An 18,806-nucleotide genomic window follows, 5' to 3' on the forward strand; every position below is an offset into this window, starting at 1 on the left:
TCCGGGGGACGACACACCCCCGGGTTCCGCCGGATCTCCCGCGGACGCGGGAGATGCGGGGCAGACTCCTCTCTTCGTGACGGCAGACACGGACCCCCAGGCCGGTCCCGCGGCCGAGCCGGACGTCGTCGACCTGCTCGAGCCGGCCGAGGGCGTGCCGCCACTCGTCGCGGACCGCGCGGCGCTGACGGACGCCGCGGCTGCGCTGGCGTCGGGTCACGGCCCGGTCGCGGTCGACGCCGAGCGGGCGTCGGGGTACCGCTACTCCGCCCGCGCCTATCTGGTGCAGCTGCGCCGCGAGGGCGCCGGCACCTTCCTCGTCGACCCGATCGCCTGCGACGGCGACCTCTCGGTGCTCGGCGAGGCCCTGCGCGGGGTGGAGTGGGTGCTGCACGCCGCCTCCCAGGACCTGGCGTGCCTGGCCGAGGTCGGCATGCGCCCGGACACCCTCTTCGACACCGAGCTCGCGGGGCGCCTCGTCGGCTACCCCCGCGTCGGGCTCGGCCCGCTCACCGAGCACCTCCTGGGCGTGCGGCTGCAGAAGGGCCACGGCGCCGCCGACTGGTCGCGGCGCCCGCTGCCCGAGGACTGGCTGACCTACGCCGCCCTCGACGTCGAGCTGCTCGTGGAGCTCCGCGACGCGGTGGCCGCCGACCTCGACCGCCAGGGCAAGACCGCCTGGGCGGAGCAGGAGTTCGAGGCCGTGCGCCTCGCCCCTCCCCCGCCCCCGCGCGCCGAGCCGTGGCGGCGCACCTCGGGCCTGCACAAGGTCCGCCGGCCCGCCGCGCTCGCGGTGGTGCGCGAGATGTGGGAGTCGCGCGACGAGCTCGCCGCCACCCGGGACATCGCCCCCGGCCGCCTCCTGCCCGACGCCGCGATCGTCGACGCCGCGCTGCGCGAGCCCGCCCGCCGCGACGAGCTGGTCGCCATGCCCGTCTTCCGGGGCCGCGCCCAGCGCCGCCTCGCCGACCGCTGGTGGTCCGCGATCGAGCGGGCCCGCGGGCTGGCGCGGTCGCGGTGGCCGGCGAGCGCCCCGGCCCCCGACGGCCCGCCGCCCGCGCACCGCTGGGGCGACAAGGACCCCGCGGCCGCCGCGCGGCTGGCCGCGGCCCGTGCCGCGCTCGCCGCGCTCTCGGAGCGCACCGGCACGCCGGTCGAGAACCTCGTGACGCCCGACGTCGTCCGCCGCCTGTGCTGGGCGCCCCCGGAGACCGCCGACGCGGCCACCACGGCCGCGACGCTCCTCGAGCTCGGGGCGCGGCCGTGGCAGGCGGAGCTCGCCGCGCCGCTGCTGGCCGAGGCGCTGCTGGTACGCCCGGAGACCCCGAAGGACGAGCCTCAGGAGTCCTGAGCCGGCGCCCGGCTCGGGAGCACCACGCGGACCGCCAGGCCGCCGCCCTCCACGGGCTCGGCCACCGCGCGGCCCCCGTGCGCGTGCGCGACGGCCCGCACGATCGACAGGCCCAGCCCGGTGCCGCTGCCGGTACGCCCGGCCCCGCGCCGGAACGGCTCGAAGAGCTCGGCGACCATCCCGGGCGCGACGACCGGGCCCGACGACGCCACCGAGAGCACCGCGTGCCCGTTCTCGACGCCCGTGCGCACGCTGAGCCAGCCGCCCTCGACGTTGTGGCGCACCGCGTTCTCGAGCAGGTTGCCGGCCACGCGCCCGAGCAGGGCCGCGTCGCCGGCGACCCCCGCGCTCGCGAGGTCGGTCCGCACCGACAGGTTGCGGTCGCGCGCCTCGGCGCGGACGGCGTCGAGCGCGCCGGGCACGGTCTCGGCGAGGTCGACGGGGTCGGCGGACACAGAGTCGGCGGCCTCGGTGCGGGCGAGCAGCAGGAGCCCGGCGACGAGGTCCTCGGCGCGGCGGGTGGCGTCGCGCAGGACCTCGCCCATGCGCCGCAGCTCGGCGGCGTCCGCGTCGGGGTCGGCGAGGGTCACGTCGACCTCGGTGCGCAGCACCGCCAGGGGCGTGCGCAGCTCGTGGCTGGCGTTGGCGACGAAGCGGCGCTGGGCGTCGAACGCCGCCTGGAGCCGGTCGAGCATGGCGTCGAAGGTCGCGGCGAGCTCGGCGACCTCGTCGCGGGGGCCGGTGACGCCGATGCGCGCGTCGAGCGACTCCGCCGACAGGCGCCGCGCCGTCGCCGTGACGTCGTGCAGCGGGCGCAGGACGCGCCGCACGAGCACCCAGGACACGATCGCGGCGGCCACGACGACCATCGCGAACGCCACCGACCCGAGCCGCAGCACCTCGACGCGCGCCGACTTCGTCAGCGCGTCCGCGAGCTGCCCGGCGGGCACGCGAACCCCGTCGACGATCACCGGGGTGTCGGGCGGCAGCTGCGGGACGCCGGCGGCGACCTCGCCGACCAGGACCCAGCCGAGCCACACGAGCAGCACCGCGACCAGGGCGACGAGCCCGGTCGCGAGCATCGTCAGCCGGACGCGGAGCCCCGGGCCGCGGCGCAGGGCTGTCGATCCGGCGGGGGTCACGGGCGAGGACGCTACGGGGCGCGCCGCAGGACCCCGTGAAGGGTCAGACCGTGGCGGGTGTCCCCGCCGGCACGCGGTAGCCCGAGCCCACGACGGTGTCGATGATGCCGGGCTCGCCGAGCTTCTTGCGCAGCGTCATGACCGTCACGCGCACGGTGGTGGTGAACGGGTCGGCGTTCTCGTCCCAGACCCGCTCGAGCAGCTCCTCGGAGCTGACGACGGCGCCGCCGGCGGCCATGAGCACCTCGAGCACCCCGAACTCCTTGCGGGTGAGCTCCAGGGTGGTCTCGCGGCGGGTGACCGTGCGCTTCGCCGGGTCGAGCACGACGTCGCCGGAGCGCAGCACCGGCGGCACCGCGGGCGTGGCCCGGCGGCCGAGGGCGCGCACGCGGGCGACGAGCTCGGGGAAGTCGAAGGGCTTGGGCAGGTAGTCGTCCGCGCCGAGGGCGAGGCCCTCCACCTTGTCGCGGAGCGTGCCGCTCGCCGTGAGCATGATGACGCGGGTGACCCCGCCGACGATCTCGGCGCACAGGTCGTCTCCGGACCGGCCCGGCAGGTCGCGGTCGAGGACGACGACGTCGTAGCGCGTCACGCCGACCTTCTCGCTGCCCTCGTCGCCGTCGTACGCGACGTCGACGGCCATCCCCTCGCGACGCAGCCCGCGGGCCAGCGCGTCGGCCAGGGCCTGCTCGTCCTCCACGATCAGTACTCGCACGTGTTCCACGGTGCCACAGCTCACCTGAGCGAGCGCTGAGAAGAAGGTGTGCTCAGCGGGCGAGATCGGCGTCCGGCACGGTCAGCGCCTCCCGGCCCGACACCCACTCGGTGATGCGGCGGGCGACGTCGGCGTCGGTGAGCCCGGCCGCGGAGAGCACCTGGCCGCGCGAGGCGTGCGCGAGGAACTCCTGGTCGAGGCCGAGGCGGCGCACGGGGACGTCGACGCCGGCGGCCGAGAGCACCTCGGCGAGCGCCGAGCCCACACCCCCGTGGCGCCCGCCGTCCTCGACGGTGACCACGAGCCGGTGCTCCCCGGCGAGCGTGGCCAGCGCCTCCGGGACGGGCTGCACCCAGCGCGGGTCGACGACGGTGACGCCGATCCCCTGCGCGGTCAGGCGCTCCGCGGCCTGCACCCCGAGCTCGCCGAACGCGCCGACGCACACGAGCAGCACGTCGGGGACGTCGGGAAGCGCGGCGTCGGGCAGCCGCTCGACGGCGGTGGGCCGCGGCGCCGCCAGGGAGGGCCGCTGCGGCTCGGCGAGGACGTCGACGCGCCCCGGCCCGTCCACGGGCCCGAGCGTCCGGATCGCGGGCACCGAGGCGGGGACCGCGCCCTTCGACCAGCGCAGCGCCGTCGGGCCGTCGTCGATGCCGACGGCCTCGCGCAGCTCCTCGCGCAGGGTCACCGCGTCGCGGGGCGCCGCGACCCGCAGGCCCGGCACGATGCCGAGGATCGACAGGTCCCACATGCCGTTGTGGCTCGCGCCGTCGCTGCCGGTGACCCCGGCGCGGTCGAGCGCGATGGTCACCGGCGCGCGGTGCAGGGCGACGTCCATGAGCAGCTGGTCGAACGCGCGGTTGAGGAACGTCGAGTAGATCGCGACCACGGGGTGCAGACCGCCCGCGGCGAGGCCGGCCGCCGAGGTCATCGCGTGCTGCTCGGCGATGCCGACGTCGAAGAGGCGCTCGGGGTAGGTCTCGCCGAACTTCGCGAGCCCGGTCGGGCCGGGCATCGCGGCGGTGATCGCGACGACGTCGGAGCGCTCGCGGCCCAGCTCGAGCATCGACTCGGTGAACACCGCGGTCCAGTCCCGGGGCTTGGGGCCGACGGGCTGCCCGGTCTCCGGGTCGAGCGGCCCGGGCGAGTGCATGAGGTCGGCCTCGTCGGCCTCGGCGGGCGCGAACCCGCGGCCCTTGGCGGTGACCGCGTGCACCACCACCGGCCCGCCGAAGTCGCGGGCGACCCCCAGCGCGTGCTCCAGGGCCGCGACGTCGTGGCCGTCGACGGGGCCGAGGTACTTCAGCCCGAGGTCGGCGAACAGCGGCTGCGGGCTCAGCGCGTCCTTCACGCCGGCCTTGGCCGCGTGCAGCGCCGAGTACAGCGTCGAGCCGAGGACCGGGACCCGCTGCACCGCGCGCTTGCCGTGCTCGAGCACCTGCTCGTAGCGCGGGAGCAGCCGCAGCGAGGTCAGCTTGCGCGAGAGCCCGCCGATGGTCGGCGAGTACGACCGGCCGTTGTCGTTGACGACGATGACCACCGGGCGGTCGGGCGCCGCCGCGATGTTGTTGAGCGCCTCCCAGCACATGCCCCCGGTGAGCGCGCCGTCGCCGACGACGGCCACGACCGCGCGGTCGCGCCCGGTCAGCGCGTCGGCCTTGGCGAGGCCGTCGGCCCACGACAGGGCCGTCGAGGCGTGGGAGTTCTCGACGAGGTCGTGCTCGCTCTCGGCGCGGCTCGGGTAGCCCGACAGGCCGCCGCCCTGGCGCAGCCCGTCGAAGTCACCGGCCCGACCGGTGAGGATCTTGTGCACGTAGCTCTGGTGGCCGGTGTCGAAGATCAGCGCGTCGCGTGGGGAGTCGAACACCCGGTGCAGCGCGAGCGTCAGCTCGACCACACCCAGGTTCGGTCCGAGGTGCCCGCCCGTGCGGCACACCTTGTCCACGAGGAACGCGCGGATCTCCGCGGCGAGGGCCACGACCTCGTCCGCGTCGAGCCCACGCAGCTCCGCGGGGGTGCGGACACGGTCCAGCAACGTCACGGGTCACCTCGGCTCGACCGGCGGATCGGTTCAGCAGGCCAGTCTACGGACGCGGGCCGGGGCCGCAGTCCAGCGCGCGTCCGGTGGACACTCAGCGGATCCGCGGCCGCCGCGCCACGTAGACGACGGCGGGCGGGATGTTCGCGAGCACCGTGCGCGTGACCACGACCTCCTCGAAGTTCGCCTCGAGGTTGCGCTGCACCTTCCGGGCATCCGGGAAGAACCGGATCCAGGCGTGGGCGAGCTGCGTCACGGCGCCGCCGGGGGCCGACAGCCGCGCGAGGGGCTCGAAGATCGAGCGCCCGCGGCGCGGCGCGGTGGCCAGCCAGGGCAGGCCGGAGACCGCGAGGTCGGTGCGCACGCCCTCGGCGAGGAGGCGGTCGACCACGGCGTGGGCGTCGTCGCAGATCACCTCGACCTTCGGGTGGCGCTCGGCGAGCACCGCGGCCATCCGCGGGTTGAACTCGACGGCGATGTGGCGCCCGCGGCCGCCGAGACGCTCCTGGATGACGTCGGTGACCTGGCCGGTGCCGGCGCCGAGGTCGAGCACGACCGGGTCGCCGGTCTCGGGCAGCGGGGCGGCGGCCTGGCGGCAGAGCGGGGCGAAGCTGGGGAACAGGGCGGCGACGTTGAGCGGGTCGCGCAGGAACTCGCGGGCGAACGCCTGGATCTCGGTCACGGTGACTCTCGGGGACTCGTCGGTGGGCGGAGAGGGGATCTACGCGTGCGGGGCGGCCGCGGTGAGCGGGTCCTCGGCCGGGACCAGCGCGGCACCCGCGGCGGTGACCGCGGCGAGCAGGGCCCGGGCGACCTCGCCGACCATGGCGTCGTCCGGCGAGAACTCCGGGTGGTGCAGCCCCGGGCCGGCGCCGGGGGTGGCCCCGGCGGCGGCGGTGCCGACGAACAGCATCAGCGACGGCAGGACCTCACCGTAGTGGGAGAAGTCGTCGGCGCCGCAGGAGCGGAACGTGGTGTCGAGCACGAGGCCGTCCGCGGCCGGCTCGGCGTCCCCGTTGCCGGGGTCCACGGGGTCGTCCCGCCGCCGCGACCCCAGCGACCGCGCCACCGTGCGCGCGAGCGCCTCGTCGTTGACCACCGCGGGCTCGTTGGGCACCACGGTGAGGGTCGCCGAGCAGCCGTAGGCGCGCGCGGTGCTCTCGACGACCTCGCGCAGGGCGGCGAGCAGCTCGTCGCGGGAGGCGTCGAGCGCGCGGACCGTGCCGCGCGCCGTCGCGGTCTCGGGGACGACGTTGGGCGCCGACCCGGCCTCCAGCTGCCCGAGCGTGATCACGCCCGCGGTCATCGGGTCGACCCGGCGGGACACGATGTGGTGCACGCCCGCGACGATCTGGGCCAGCGCCAGCACGGGGTCGCGCGTGCGGTGCGGGTAGCCGCCGTGCCCGCCGCGGCCGTGCACCTCGATCTCGATCTCGTCCGCCGACGCGTTCACCGGCCCGCCGCGCACCGAGACGGTGCCCCGGGGCAGCTCGGGCTGGACGTGGACGCCGAGCATCGCGCCGGCCCCGTGGGCGGCGAACCGCGGGTCCCCGGCGACGTCGGCCGCCCCCGAGGGTGCCTTCTCCTCGCGGGGCTGGAAGACGGCGAGCAGCGGGGCGGTCAGCAGCTCGGGGCCCGCGCGCGCCACGGCCCGCGTCACGGCCACCAGGGCGGCGACGTGCACGTCGTGGCCGCACACGTGCGCGACGTCGCCGGTGGCGCTGAAGGGCAGCCCCGTGCGCTCGACGACGGGCAGCGCGTCGAGCTCGGCGCGCACGGCGACCGCGGGGCGTGCGGGGTCCGGGGGCGCGCCGAGGCGCAGCATCGCGCCGGTGTCGGCGATCAGCTCGGGGGTGCCGAGGTCGGCCAGGGCGGCGAGCACCAGGTCGCGGCTGTCCGCCTCGTCGCCGGAGAGCCGGGGCTCGCGGTGCAGGGCGTGGCGCAGCGCGACGGCGTCGTCGAGCTCGGCCTCCAGGGCCGCGCGGAGGGCGGGGGCGAGCCGGGGCGGGTCGGCGGGCACCGGACGACTCACGCCGGCATCCGCCCGTAGACCCGGCGTGCGTTGTCGGTCCCGATCATCGTGGCCACCCGTTCGGCGTCGGCGGGCGCGAGCTCGTCGGTCGCGCAGAGGTGCTCCAGCAGACCACCCAGCGAGGACCGGAAGCGCAGCGCCCCCAGCAGGTGCAGCTCCGGCAGTCCGAAGGCGTCCGAGGAGTACAGGACCTTGCCGTACGGCGCGAGCTCGAGCACCTCGGCGACGATCGAGGCCGCGCGCGGGCCCACGTAGGGCACGGCGAGGCCGACGTCGACGTGCACCACCGAGAACACCTGCGCGAGCCACGCCGCCTCCCGGTGGTACGGGTAGCAGTGCAGCAGCATGAGCGGCACGCCCAGCGGCTCGACCAGGCGAGCCAGCCCCACGAGCAGGGCCGGGTTCGACCGGTGCAGGTCCTCGTCGGCGTCGCCGAACCCGGTGTGCAGCTGCAGTGGCAGCCCGGTGTCGATCCCGGCCCACAGGCCGTGGCGCAGCAGCACCGGGTCGCGCAGCGGCTCGCCGGTCTCCGCCCGGCGGCGCAGCCACCCGTCGGCCGCGCGGCGCACCTCGTCGGGCTCCGGGCGGGTCGGGTCGACGTCCAGCCCCGCGCGGTAGGCGAGCACGCTCTTGGTGGCGACGGGCATCGGGTGGCGCCCGTCCGCGGTGCGGACCGCGACGGCCTCGATCACCGCGTCGCCGTAGTCGGCGGCACCCACCCCGGCGTCGGCGACCGCCTCGGCGACGGCCTCGAGGCGCACCACCTCCCCGACCGACGCGCCGGCGGTCGCGCCGAGCATCGCCGGAGGCAGCAGGCCGTCGGCGGAGAAGCCGTGGTCGACGAACACCGCGCCGACCCCCGCGCCGCCGAGGAACCGGCGGTTGACCTCGTCGGGGCCGAGCTCCGCGCGCCGCGCCAGGTAGTCGTCGGGCGCGGTGTGGGCGGGCAGGTCGAGCGCGGGCGCGCACCAGCGGCGCACCGAGAACCCCAGCGCGGAGTCGAAGCTGCTCGTGCCCGGGGCCGGGCCGGCGCCCTCGGTGAGCAGGGCCTCGAACCCGGGGCGGTCGAGGGGGCCCGCGACGACGCTGTGGCAGTGGTGGTCGACGAGCCGGACGCCGTCGAGGAAGCTCACCGGCCCCGCCGGCACCAGCCCCGCGCTGATCAGGCTGCCGCTCACGGATGATCCCCTCGACGACCCCCTCGACACCGCCGCGTCCTTCGTACCGGAGCCGGTCACGGCCCGAGGAGGGTTGCGACACATTCGACGTGATGGGTCATCGGGAAGGCGTCGAAGGCACGCAGGACGTCCAGTCGGTACCCGTGCTCGGCCAGGGCGGCGACGTCGCGGGCCAGCGCCGCGGGGTCGCAGGCCACCAGCACCACCCGCGCGGCGCCCTGCTGCGCCAGCTCGCCGGCCAGGCGCCGCCCGAGGCCCTTGCGCGGCGGGTCGGCGACGATCACGTCGGGCGGGCCGGGCAGGCTGTTTCGATGGGTCGAGCTCCGGCCGGCTCCGTCTCCCGCCAGCACCTTCTCCACCCGCCCCCGCACCACCTGCACCGCGGGCAGGTCGGTCAGGCACTCCCCCGCCGCCGCGGTCGCCGCCGGGTCGCTCTCGACGAGCACCACCCGGCCCCCGGCGCCGACGCGCTCGGCCAGCGGGGCGGCGATCAGCCCGGCGCCGCCGTAGAGGTCCCACGCGCAGGATCCCGGCTCCAGCTCCCCGACGCCCTCGAGCACGGCGGCGACCACCGCGTCCGCGGCGTGCGGGTGCACCTGCCAGAACGCCTCCGGTGGCAGCGCCCAGTCGCGGCCCGCGGCCTGCTCGTGGGCGGTGCCCCCGCCCAGCTCGGGGTGCCGGGCGCCCTCGAACAGCTCGGCGGCGTGCACCTCGCCCGCCGCGTCGCGCACGACCTCCACCTCGGCGGTCGGCGTCCACGTCCGCTCGAGCACCGGGGCCAGCGCGCCCGGCGCGGCGATCGGGCAGTCGCCGACGGGGAGCACCTCGTGGCTGCGGTGCGCCCGCAGGCCGGGGCGCCCGTCATCGGTGACCGCCATGCGCATCCGCGTGCGCCAGTCCAGGGCGCCGCCGGGCAGCTCCTCGACCACCACGTCGCGCTCGATCCCGGCCAGGCGCGCGAGCTGCTCGGCGACCACGGCCGCCTTGAGCGCGCGCTGGGCGGCCGGCGTCGCGTGCTGCCAGTCGCAGCCGCCGCAGCCGCCCGGGCCGGCCCAGGCGCACGCCGGCTCGACGCGATCCGGGGACTCGTGCAGCACGCCCACGGCGTCGGCGCGGCAGAACGAGCCGCCGGCGTCCTCGGTGACCACGGCCCGCACCCGCTCGCCGGGCAGGGCGTGGCGCACGAACACCACCCGGCCCTCGTGGCGCGCGACGCAGTGCCCGCCGTGTGCCACGGGGCCGACGTCGACCTCGAGCAGGCGGTCGGTCCAGTCGGTGGTCCCGGTACTCATCGCGGTCCTGCCGGTGCGCGGTCGGTGCCCTTGCGGGCCGGGGGCGCCGGGGCCGCGTCGGGCGGGGCGGAGCCGGTGCCGCCGGCGCCGGGCGGGGGCTCGTAGCCGCGGCGCGCCGAGCCGGGCGCGCCCGGGGGCCGCCGGGCCGCGGCGCGCTTCGACGACTCCAGCTGCCACGGCACGCTGACCACCATGACGCCGGGCTGGAAGAGCAGCCGGCCCTTGAGGCGCAGCGCGCTCTGGTTGTGCAGCAGCTGCTCCCACCAGCGCCCGAGCACGTACTCGGGGATGAACACGGTGACCACGTCCCGCGGGTTGTCGGTCCGGATCCGCTTGACGTACTGCAGGATCGGCTTGGTGATCTCGCGGTAGGGCGACTCGACGACCTTGAGGGGCACCGGGATGTCCCGCGACTCCCACTCCGCGACGAGCTGGCGGGTGTCGGCGTCGTCGACGTTGACCGTCAGGGCCTCGAGCACGTCGGGCCGGGTGGCGCGGGCGTAGGCGACGGCCCGCAGCGTCGGCATGTGCAGCCGCGAGACCAAGACGATCGCGTGGTTGCGGCTGGGCAGCGTGCTGGTCATGACCTCCGGGGCGGCGATCTCCTCGCTGACCCGGTCGTAGTGCCTGCGGATCGACAGCATCATGAGGAACGCGAGGACCCCGGCGACGATCGCGATCCAGGCGCCGACCACGAACTTCGTGACGAGCACGACGAGCAGCACGGTGCCGGTCATGGCCGTGCCGAAGCCGCTGATCCACCGCGAGCGCCGCAGCCGGGTCTGCTCGGAGGCGTCGGTCTCGGTGCGCAGCAGCCGCGTCCAGTGCCGGACCATGCCGGTCTGGGACAGCGTGAACGACACGAAGACGCCCACGGTGTACAGCGGGATGAGCGCGGTGACCTCGGCCGAGAACCCGACGACGAGGACGATCGCGAAGAACGCCAGGAACAGGATCCCGTTGGAGAACGCCAGCCGGTCGCCGCGCGTGTGCAGCTGGCGGGGCAGGTAGCGGTCCTGGGCCAGGATCGAGCCGAGCACCGGGAAGCCGTTGAAGGCCGTGTTGGCCGCCAGCACGAGGATGAGGGCGGTGAAGATCGTCACGGCCCAGAAGCCCGGCGGGAAGCCCTCGAAGATCGCCCGGGCCAGCTGGGCGACGAGGGTCTCCTGGCGGTAGTCCGGCGGCGCGCCGACGAGCTGCTCGGCCGGCCGCTCGGCCATGACCACGCCCGACGCACGGGCCAGCGCGATCATCCCGGAGAACAGGAACACCGCGATGAGCCCCAGCATCGCCAGCGTGGTGGCCGCGTTGCGCGACTTGGGCTTGCGGAAGGCCGGCACGCCGTTGCTGATGGCCTCGACGCCGGTCAGCGCCGCGCAGCCCTGGGTGAACGAGCGCAGCACGAGGAACACGAGGGCGAGCTGCGTGAGGTCGTCGGTGGACTCGCCGCCGCCCTCGGGGCGCACGCCGAACCCGGCGCTGGGCGCGACCAGGTCCTGGCCGAGGACCAGCTGCACGACGCCCCACACGATCATGCCGACCAGGCAGACGATGAAGCAGTAGACGGGCACGGCGAACGCGGCCCCGGACTCGCGGACCCCGCGCAGGTTGATGGCGGTGAGCACCACGATCGCGGCGACGGCGAAGAGCACCTTGTGGTCGCCGACGAACGGCACGAGCGCGCCGAGGTTGTCCGCCGCCGAGGACACCGACACGGCGACGGTCAGCGTGTAGTCGACGAGCAGGGCGCTGGCGACGGTGAGACCGGCGTAGCGGCCGAGGTTCACCGTCGCGATCTCGTAGTCGCCGCCGCCCGAGGGGTAGGCGTGCACGTTCTGCCGGTAGCTGACGACCACCGTGCCCAGCACGATGATCACGGCGACGCCGACCCACGGCGAGAGCGCGTAGGCGCCCAGCCCCGCGAGCGACAGGGTGATGAGCACTTCCTGCGGGGCGTAGGCCACCGACGACAGGGCGTCGGAGGCGAACACCGGCAGGGCGATGCGCTTGCGCAGCAGGGTGCCCTGCAGTGCGTCGCTGCGGAACGGCAGACCGAGCAGCAGGCGCTTGGTCGCCGTGGCGAGCTTGGACACGAACGAAGCGTAGGCGCGTCCGTGCGCGCGGGTGCATCCGGCGCAGATACGGTCGCACCGCCATCGAGGAGTCGGGGAGGCGGGCGGCGTGCACATCGTCGTGATGGGCTGCGGGCGCGTGGGGTCGTCCCTCGCGCTGGCCCTGGAGCGGCTGGGCCACGACGTGGCCGTGGTCGACCGCGACCCCCAGGCGTTCCGCCGCCTGGGCAGCGACTTCCACGGCCAGGAGATCGTGGGCATCGGCTTCGACCGCGAGACGCTGACGGCGGCGGGCATCCACCGCGCCGAGGCGTTCGCCGCGGTCTCCTCGGGCGACAACTCGAACATCATCGCCGCGCGCGTGGCCCGCGAGACCTTCGGCGTCTCCCACGTCGTCGCCCGCATCTACGACGCCAAGCGCGCCGCGGTCTACGAGCGCCTCGGCATCCCCACGGTCGCGACGGTCCCGTGGACCACCGACCGCCTGCTGCGCATGCTGCTGCCCGACGGCGTCGCCACCGCGTGGCGCGACCCCTCGGGCACCGTCGCGATCATGCAGCTGCACTTCCACGAGGACTGGTCGGGCCGCCCGGTCACCGAGCTCGAGGAGGCCACGGGCAGCCGCGTGGCGTTCATCGTGCGCTTCGGCACCGGCGTGCTGACCACCGGCGACACCGTGCTGCAGGCCGAGGACGTGGTGTACGCCGCGGCGGTCAGCGGCACCGTCGCCGCCGTCACCGCCGCCGCGGCGGCCTCGCCGGAGAGGGCGGAGTAGTGCGCGTCACCGTCGCAGGGGCCGGGGCCGTCGGGCGCTCCATCGCCGCCGAGCTCGTCGAGGCCGACCACGAGGTGATGCTCATCGAGCGCGACCTCGCCCACGTCGAGCCCGAGGCCGTCCCGCAGGCCGAGTGGGTGCACGCCGACGCCTGCGAGCTCGCGTCCCTCGAGGAGGCGCGCCTGCAGGGCTGCGACGTCGTCATCGCCGCCACCGGCGACGACAAGGTCAACCTCGTCGTCTCGCTGCTCGCCAAGACCGAGTTCGCGGTGCGCCGCGTCGTCGCCCGCGTCAACGACCCCCGCAACGAGTGGCTCTTCAACGACGCCTGGGGTGTCGACGTCGCCGTGTCCACCCCGCGCATGCTCGCCGCCATGGTCGAGGAGGCCGTCACCGTCGGCGACCTCGTGCGCCTGCTGACCCTGCGCCAGGGCACCGCGAACCTCGTCGAGGTCACCCTGCCCGCCAACACCCCCCTCGCCGGCCGCGCGGTCCGCGAGGTGCCCCTGCCCCGCGAGGCCGCGCTCGTCGCGATCCTGCGCGGCGGGCGCGTGATCGTCCCCCAGCCCGACGACCCCATCGAACCGGGCGACGAGATGATGTTCGTCGCCGGCGAGGACGTCGAGGAGGAGATCCAGCGCGTCCTGCGCGGGGAGCCCGAGGAGTAGCTAGCGGGCGGCTGCCGTCCGGCGGCTGCGCCGGATCGCCCAGATCGTCACGAGCGCCGCCGCGGCGGCGAGCGGCACGCCCATCGCGAGGCGCACCCAGCCCAGCCAGGTCTCGGCGTACACGGAGTCGTAGAGCCAGCGCTGCACCACGAACCGGGCGCCGAAGACGACGACCCAGGCCAGCGAGGCCAGGTCGTAGCCGCGCAGGACGCGCTTGTCGTGGCGCCAGTCCTGGCCCTCCCCGTTGACGAGGTGCCAGATCACCCCGACGAGTGGCCGCCGGACGAGCACCGAGACCAGGAAGACGCCGCCGTACGCGAGGCTCGTCCAGATCCCGAGCAGGAAGAAGCCCTTGGCCTCGCCGGTGCGCCAGGCGATGAACGCGCACACCGCGACGCCCAGCAGGCCCGAGAGGGCGGGCTGCACGGCGTCGCCGCGCGTGAAGCGCCAGATCGCCACGGCGATCGCGGACCCGACCGCCGCGGCGATCGACCCGACGAGGTTGCCGAAGATCGCCTGGGCCACCACGAACACGACGACGGGCACGCCCGACGCGACGATGCCCGACACGCCGCCCATCTGCTCCAGCAGCGTCGGCGTGCGGGGCTCCGGTGCCTCCTCGGCCTCCGGAGCCTCGTCGGCACGGGGAGCCGGCGCGAACGACTCCGTCGGCGGGTCGGCCCGCGTCAGGTCGACCGGCCCGGTCGGGGGGTCGACAGGACCGCTGTCACCACTGTCACCGCCGTGGCGGGGGGAGCGCGTCTCGGGTCGGATGGCGGACTCCTGCGGGGACGGCGGGTCCGTCGGGCCCGCGCCGGCCGGCGGCCGGTGCCACCACGGTACGACCCCGGCCCCCGCGGAGGTTCCTGCGCCCGCGGGCGTTACGCCGGGATCAGTGTGCCCGCTGCAGCTCGTAGTACGGGTTGTAGATCACCTTGCGGCCGTCGCGGACGGCCACGCGCCCGCTCGCCCGCACGGTGCGCCCCGGCTCGATGCCGGGGATGCGCCGCCGGCCCATCCAGACCAGCGTCACGCCGTCGGTGCCGTCGAACAGCTCCGCCTCGAGCGTGGCGACCGATCCCCGGGGACAGATCTCCACCGAGCGCAGCCGTCCCTTGACGGTGACCGCCTCACCCGTGCTCGAGTCGCACGCCCGGTCGCACCCCGACCGGACGGCCTCGGCGGACAGGTCGTCCGCGTCGAGGTCGCCGACATCCGAGGTGAGACGACGGACCATGCGGCGCAGGAAACCGGTCTCGGCGCTCATGAGTGCTCCCGTGCACGTCCCCGCGGTCTCGGTGACGGTCGCCCCCATCGGGCTCCGTCGACCGCGGACACCGTCAGGATAGTCCGATCGTGCGCCACCCGGGTGTCTCAGGAACGACCAGGGGACGTCCCCGCGCCGGCGCGCTGGGGCAGCATCATCGGGATCACGGGGCCGTCGGGCCGGGTGATCTGACGGGGCTTGGTGGGCATCGACTCGACCAGCGAGTCGGCGAACTCGTCCGGCACGTCCTCGGGGACCTCGAGCGGCAGGAGCGAGCGCACCGGCAGGGGGTCCGAGGACCGCGCCACGACGGTGCCGCGCAGCATCTCACGCAGCATCCCGTGCAGCTTGAGGGCGTGCTCCACGGGGCCGGTGCCGACGCCGCGCAGCATCCAGCGCGGGCCCTCGACGCCGATGACGCGCGCCACGGTGTTGCCGTTGCGGGCCACGAGCTCGCGGCCCCACTCCCCCCGGTCGCGCCGGATCGTCGCGCCCTCCTTCTGGAGCTGGGCGGCGAGCTCCTCGACCAGCTCCGGCCAGAGCCCCCCGGTGCGCGGCGCCGCGAAGGCGCTGACCGTCAGCCGACCCTCGGGGACCATCGCGTGCACCGCCCGCAGCGGACCGCTCGGGTCCGGCTCGGCCTTGAGCCGGGCGCCCCGCGGGATCGGGAGCTGCACCGAGCTCAGGTCGAGGCGCAGGCGGCCGTCGCGCGGCGCGTCCTCGGCGTCCCACGGGCCCTGTCGCTGGTGGTGGCGCCGGCCCGCGGGCTCGGCGGCCACCGACACCTGCGCGACGCGACCGGCACGATGCCGGTGCCGCCCCTCGCTCACGACTGTTCTCCCTCCGTCACGACACCGGAGGCTCCGGTCGACCCGAAGCCCCCCGCCCCCCGTGCCGTCGGCGCGACGGCGGCGAGCGTCTCGAGGTCCTCGACGCCCTCGAGCACCCGGAACACGGTCTCCTCGACCTTCTGGACCACCAGCTGCGCCACGCGGTCGCCGCGACGGATCGTCACGGTCCGCGACGGGTCGTGGTTGACCAGGCACACCTGGATCTCGCCCCGGTATCCCGCGTCGATCGTGCCCGGGGAGTTGAGCAGCCCGACGCCCTCCCGCACGGCCAGCCCGGAGCGGGGCATCACGAACGCCGCGTAGCCCGCGGGGAGCACCACCGCGACGCCGGTCCCGACCAGGACGCGCTCGCCGGGGGCCAGCGTGACGTCGCGGGTCGCGGACAGGTCCGCGCCGGCGTCGCCGGGACGGGCCCGCGAAGGGACGGGGAGACCGGCGTCGAGGCGCACGAGGTCGACCTGCACCACACCCTCCGACACGGGGGGCGAGACTACTCTGGGTGTCGTGAGCACCCCGCGCCCCTCACCGGGAACCGACACGACCCCGGCCGGCCCCGCGGCGTACGCGGAGCGCCTGGTCGTGCCGTGGTGGTCCTGGCCGCCGGCGCTGCTGATGGCCGGGCTGCTCGCCGCGGAGCTGCACATGGGCTACCCGGGCGTGCGCTCCTGGCTGCCCTACGTCCTGCTGTTCCCGCTGACCGTGGTGCTGCTCGTGTGGCTCGGGCGCATCCGGATCGCCGTCGACGGCGACGGCCCCGGGGTGCGCGAGCTGCGCGCCGGTCCCGCCCACCTGCCGCTGTCGCAGATCGGGCAGGTCGACGTCGTCCGCGGTGAGGCCAAGCGCCAGGCGCTCGGGCCACGGCTCGACCCCGAGGCCTTCGTCGTGCACCGGCCGTGGGTGGGTCCGGCCGTCCGGATCGAGGTCATCGACCCGGACGACCCCACCCCGTACTGGGTCGTGTCCACCCGCCGCCCGGAGGAGCTCCTCCGAGCACTTCAGTGATCAGGCCGCGCAGTCGCGGCAGATGAAGAGGCCGCCGCGCTGGTCGGCGAGCCGGCTGCGGTGGTGCACGAGGAAGCAGCTCCCGCAGGTGAACTCGTCAGCCTGCTTCGGGAGCACCCGCACCGTCAGCTCCTCGCCGGAGAGGTCGGCGCCCGGGAGCTCGAAGCTCTCGGCGGTGTCGGTCTCGTCGACGTCCACGGCGGCGGACTGCGCTTCGTTGCGCCGGGCCTTGAGCTCCTCGAGGGAGTCCTCGCCCATCTCGTCGGTCTCGTTGCGGCGCGGGGCGTCGTAGTCGGTCGCCATAGCGGTTTCCCACCCTCGGTCGTGCCCGGTTCCTGCCCGGTTCCACTTCGGTCGTGCGGCAGCACAACGCGGGACGGCGACCGTTTGTGCCGACCGGGAAAGTGACCCGGATCTCACCTCTGGGGTCCCACGGCACGGACGAGACGACGTCCGCGCGGCTGCGGAGCGGCGGGAGGGTAACTCACGTGACCCGCTGCGGTCAGCCGGCCCCCGGCTCGCGGCGGCGGAGTGTCGAGATCGTGACCTTCCCGCGGGGCCGCGCCGCGCCGCGCCGCCGCGGAACCGTCGGCGCGGTGCCGGGGCACCACTACCCTGCACCGCAGCAGGTCTTCTCGGGGAGGGGCGTCGGTTGGTCGGCTCGGTAAAGGCGGGAACGTCGCGGGTGCGCGAGGTCTACCGGCGGCGCAACCTCGTGCCGGCCACGGTGCTGGTGGCCGTCCTCGCCGTGGCGAGCATCGTCACGTGGACCGTGGTGTTCACCAACTCGACGTCGGGTTCGGTGACGTCCTGCAACGTCTCCCCCGTGGCCGGGGCGGGCTCCCCGCAGTCGGCCGACGCCCTGGACGACCAGCAGGCGGCGGCGCCCGGCGACGTGCGGGTGCACGTGCTCAACGGCGCGGGCCAGCGCGGCCAGGCCCAGCTGGCGGCCGCCGAGCTGGGCGAGCTGGGCATCGCCGAGGCCGCCCCGCCCGACAACGACGCCCTCTACCCCGCCCAGGACCTCTCGTGCGTCGGCCAGATCCGCTACGGCACCGAGGGCGCCGCGGCGGCCCGCACGCTGAGCATCGTGGTGCCGTGCGCCGAGCTGGTGTCCGACGGGCGCACGGGCGCCGAGGTCGACCTCGCGCTGGGCGACGACTTCCGCGACATCGCCCCGCCCCAGCCGGTCACGGAGGCACTGCGGGCGCTGGCCCGCCAGACCGCCACGGACGGCTCGGGCGCTCCGGCGGCGGTCCCGGAGAACGCGGCGCTGACCCAGCTGCGCGCGGTCGACTGCAGCAGCTGACCCTCACGCGATCCCGCCGGCTCCTTCGGCGACGAGCAGCTCCGTGAGCGGGCCCGCCAGGGCCGGGGCGGCGACGAGCGTGGCCTCGGCGCCGAGGCCGTCGGGGTCCGCGCCGGGGAGGCGGACCACGGCGCCCGCCTCGGCCGCGATGAGCCCGCCGGCGGCGTGGTCCCACGCGTGCAGGCCGTGCTCGTAGAAGCCGTCGAGCCACCCGGCGGCCACGGCGCACAGGTCGAGGGAGGCGCACCCGGTGCGCCGCACGTCCCCGATCCGCCCGGCGATCCGCGCGAGGACCGCGGCCTGGCGGGCACGGCGCCCCGGGTCGTAGCCCAGACCCGTCCCGATGACGGCGAGGGCGAGCTCGTCGAGGGTGGACGTGCGCAGCGTCTCGCCGTCGCGCCGCGCCCCGTGCCCGAGCGCCGCGCGCCAGACCCGCCCCGAGACGGGCTCGACGACGGCCCCGGCGACGATCCGCCCGTCGACCTCGGCGCCCAGCGACACCGAGAACCACGGCAGCCCGTGGGTGTAGTTGACGGTGCCGTCGATGGGGTCGACGACCCAGCGGACCTGGCCGGGCCCGGGCGTCCCGCTGGTGCCCTCCTCCTCGCCGAGCACGAGGTCACCCGGACGGGTCGCGGCGAGGCGCTCGCGGACCAGCGCCTCGCAGGCCCGGTCGCCCTCGGTGACGACGTCGGTGGCCGAGCTCTTCGTGTCCAGCCGGTCGCGGCCCACCACGCGCTCCCGCACCGCGAGCGCCAGCGCCGCGGTCTCGCCCGCGACGTCGACGGCGATCTGCTCGAGCTCCTCGACCGGCACCGGGTCGACCCTGTGCGCGACGTCGGGGGAACGGTTCATGGCGGCATCGGACCACATGTGGGTGTCCGCGGAGCGACGAGCGGTCCACGGGCCGGTGATCGCGCTGCGCAGCCGTTCCGAATCGATCCCGCGACCCCGTCGTGGCAGCTCGGCGGGGCTCGGCGACTGTGAGGTGCGACGTCCGGCGCTGCGGCTCGTTACAATGGACGGGAGCCGAGGCGGTTCACCGGGAGGGACCGGGGCCCTCGCCCGTCGTCCCGCGTCCGGGTGGCCATCCGGCGACCCGGGTCCGTCGATT

General features: G+C 75.8%; 19 protein-coding genes. 5 read left to right on the forward strand and 14 right to left on the reverse strand.

Annotated features, from left to right (window positions below; all coding sequences use genetic code 11):
* The first annotated feature begins 76 nt into the window (after positions 1-76).
* Positions 77-1,351 carry an HRDC domain-containing protein gene (locus WCD58_RS03780; protein ID WP_337699637.1) on the forward strand — a complete coding sequence of 425 codons (1,275 nt, stop codon included), beginning with the start codon at positions 77-79 and terminating at the stop codon, positions 1,349-1,351.
* Here the strand turns inward: WCD58_RS03780 and WCD58_RS03785 are convergent.
* The 8 genes from WCD58_RS03785 to WCD58_RS03820 form a co-directional block, all read right to left on the reverse strand.
* Complete coding sequence (locus WCD58_RS03785) at positions 1,339-2,433, reverse strand: sensor histidine kinase (RefSeq protein WP_337700786.1); 1,095 nt, start codon at positions 2,431-2,433, stop codon at positions 1,339-1,341. The genes WCD58_RS03780 and WCD58_RS03785 overlap by 13 nt on opposite strands.
* A gap of 103 nt (positions 2,434-2,536) precedes the next feature.
* Positions 2,537-3,208: a response regulator transcription factor gene (locus WCD58_RS03790; RefSeq protein WP_337699638.1), complete on the reverse strand. Its 672-nt coding sequence runs from the start codon at positions 3,206-3,208 to the stop codon at positions 2,537-2,539.
* 52 nt (positions 3,209-3,260) lie between these two features.
* Complete coding sequence (dxs, locus tag WCD58_RS03795; RefSeq protein ID WP_337699640.1) at positions 3,261-5,249, reverse strand: 1-deoxy-D-xylulose-5-phosphate synthase; 1,989 nt, start codon at positions 5,247-5,249, stop codon at positions 3,261-3,263.
* A 91-nt stretch (positions 5,250-5,340) separates the two neighbouring features.
* On the reverse strand, positions 5,341-5,928 hold the full coding sequence (locus tag WCD58_RS03800) for a class I SAM-dependent methyltransferase (protein WP_337699642.1): 588 nt from the start codon (positions 5,926-5,928) through the stop codon (positions 5,341-5,343).
* Positions 5,929-5,967: 39 nt separating this feature from the next.
* Complete coding sequence (locus WCD58_RS03805; RefSeq protein WP_337699644.1) at positions 5,968-7,278, reverse strand: M20 metallopeptidase family protein; 1,311 nt, start codon at positions 7,276-7,278, stop codon at positions 5,968-5,970.
* A complete protein-coding gene (locus WCD58_RS03810; RefSeq protein WP_337699646.1) occupies positions 7,275-8,456 on the reverse strand; it encodes an amidohydrolase family protein in 1,182 nt (393 codons plus the stop codon). The genes WCD58_RS03805 and WCD58_RS03810 overlap by 4 nt, the downstream gene beginning before the upstream one ends.
* Before the next feature lie 56 nt (positions 8,457-8,512).
* Positions 8,513-9,748: a class I SAM-dependent RNA methyltransferase gene (locus tag WCD58_RS03815; RefSeq protein WP_337699648.1), complete on the reverse strand. Its 1,236-nt coding sequence runs from the start codon at positions 9,746-9,748 to the stop codon at positions 8,513-8,515.
* Entirely contained in the window at positions 9,745-11,841 is a 2,097-nt protein-coding gene (locus WCD58_RS03820) for an APC family permease (RefSeq protein WP_337699650.1), read from the reverse strand. The genes WCD58_RS03815 and WCD58_RS03820 overlap by 4 nt, the downstream gene beginning before the upstream one ends.
* Positions 11,842-11,929: 88 nt before the next feature.
* Here WCD58_RS03820 and WCD58_RS03825 point away from each other — a divergent pair, with 88 nt between their 5' ends.
* Positions 11,930-12,595 (forward strand): potassium channel family protein, encoded by a 666-nt coding sequence (locus WCD58_RS03825; RefSeq protein WP_337699652.1) that lies wholly within the window; start codon positions 11,930-11,932, stop codon positions 12,593-12,595.
* Entirely contained in the window at positions 12,595-13,263 is a 669-nt protein-coding gene (locus tag WCD58_RS03830) for a potassium channel family protein (RefSeq protein WP_337699654.1), read from the forward strand. The genes WCD58_RS03825 and WCD58_RS03830 overlap by 1 nt, the downstream gene beginning before the upstream one ends.
* Here the strand turns inward: WCD58_RS03830 and WCD58_RS03835 are convergent, their stop codons facing one another.
* The 4 genes from WCD58_RS03835 to dut form a co-directional block, all read right to left on the reverse strand.
* On the reverse strand, positions 13,264-13,842 hold the full coding sequence (locus tag WCD58_RS03835; RefSeq protein WP_337699655.1) for a DUF3159 domain-containing protein: 579 nt from the start codon (positions 13,840-13,842) through the stop codon (positions 13,264-13,266).
* Between the two features lie 313 nt (positions 13,843-14,155).
* Positions 14,156-14,530 (reverse strand): OB-fold nucleic acid binding domain-containing protein, encoded by a 375-nt coding sequence (locus WCD58_RS03840; RefSeq protein ID WP_133825167.1) that lies wholly within the window; start codon positions 14,528-14,530, stop codon positions 14,156-14,158.
* A 107-nt stretch (positions 14,531-14,637) separates the two neighbouring features.
* Positions 14,638-15,360 carry a DUF3710 domain-containing protein gene (locus tag WCD58_RS03845; RefSeq protein ID WP_337699659.1) on the reverse strand — a complete coding sequence of 241 codons (723 nt, stop codon included), beginning with the start codon at positions 15,358-15,360 and terminating at the stop codon, positions 14,638-14,640.
* Positions 15,357-15,860 carry a dUTP diphosphatase gene (gene dut, locus WCD58_RS03850; RefSeq protein WP_337699661.1) on the reverse strand — a complete coding sequence of 168 codons (504 nt, stop codon included), beginning with the start codon at positions 15,858-15,860 and terminating at the stop codon, positions 15,357-15,359. The genes WCD58_RS03845 and dut overlap by 4 nt, the downstream gene beginning before the upstream one ends.
* A 25-nt stretch (positions 15,861-15,885) precedes the next feature.
* Here dut and WCD58_RS03855 point away from each other — a divergent pair, with 25 nt between their 5' ends.
* Complete coding sequence (locus WCD58_RS03855) at positions 15,886-16,383, forward strand: DUF3093 domain-containing protein (protein WP_337699663.1); 498 nt, start codon at positions 15,886-15,888, stop codon at positions 16,381-16,383.
* Here the strand turns inward: WCD58_RS03855 and WCD58_RS03860 are convergent, their stop codons facing one another.
* Complete coding sequence (locus WCD58_RS03860; protein ID WP_133825164.1) at positions 16,384-16,686, reverse strand: DUF4193 domain-containing protein; 303 nt, start codon at positions 16,684-16,686, stop codon at positions 16,384-16,386.
* Positions 16,687-17,068: 382 nt separating this feature from the next.
* Here WCD58_RS03860 and cei point away from each other — a divergent pair, with 382 nt between their 5' ends.
* A complete protein-coding gene (gene cei, locus WCD58_RS03865) occupies positions 17,069-17,692 on the forward strand; it encodes an envelope integrity protein Cei (protein ID WP_337699667.1) in 624 nt (207 codons plus the stop codon).
* Positions 17,693-17,695: 3 nt separating this feature from the next.
* Here the strand turns inward: cei and WCD58_RS03870 are convergent, their stop codons facing one another.
* Positions 17,696-18,547 carry an inositol monophosphatase family protein gene (locus WCD58_RS03870; RefSeq protein WP_337699669.1) on the reverse strand — a complete coding sequence of 284 codons (852 nt, stop codon included), beginning with the start codon at positions 18,545-18,547 and terminating at the stop codon, positions 17,696-17,698.
* Positions 18,548-18,806 lie beyond the last annotated feature (259 nt).

The organism is Actinomycetospora flava, from assembly GCF_037400335.1.
GTDB classification, from domain to species: domain Bacteria; phylum Actinomycetota; class Actinomycetes; order Mycobacteriales; family Pseudonocardiaceae; genus Actinomycetospora; species Actinomycetospora flava.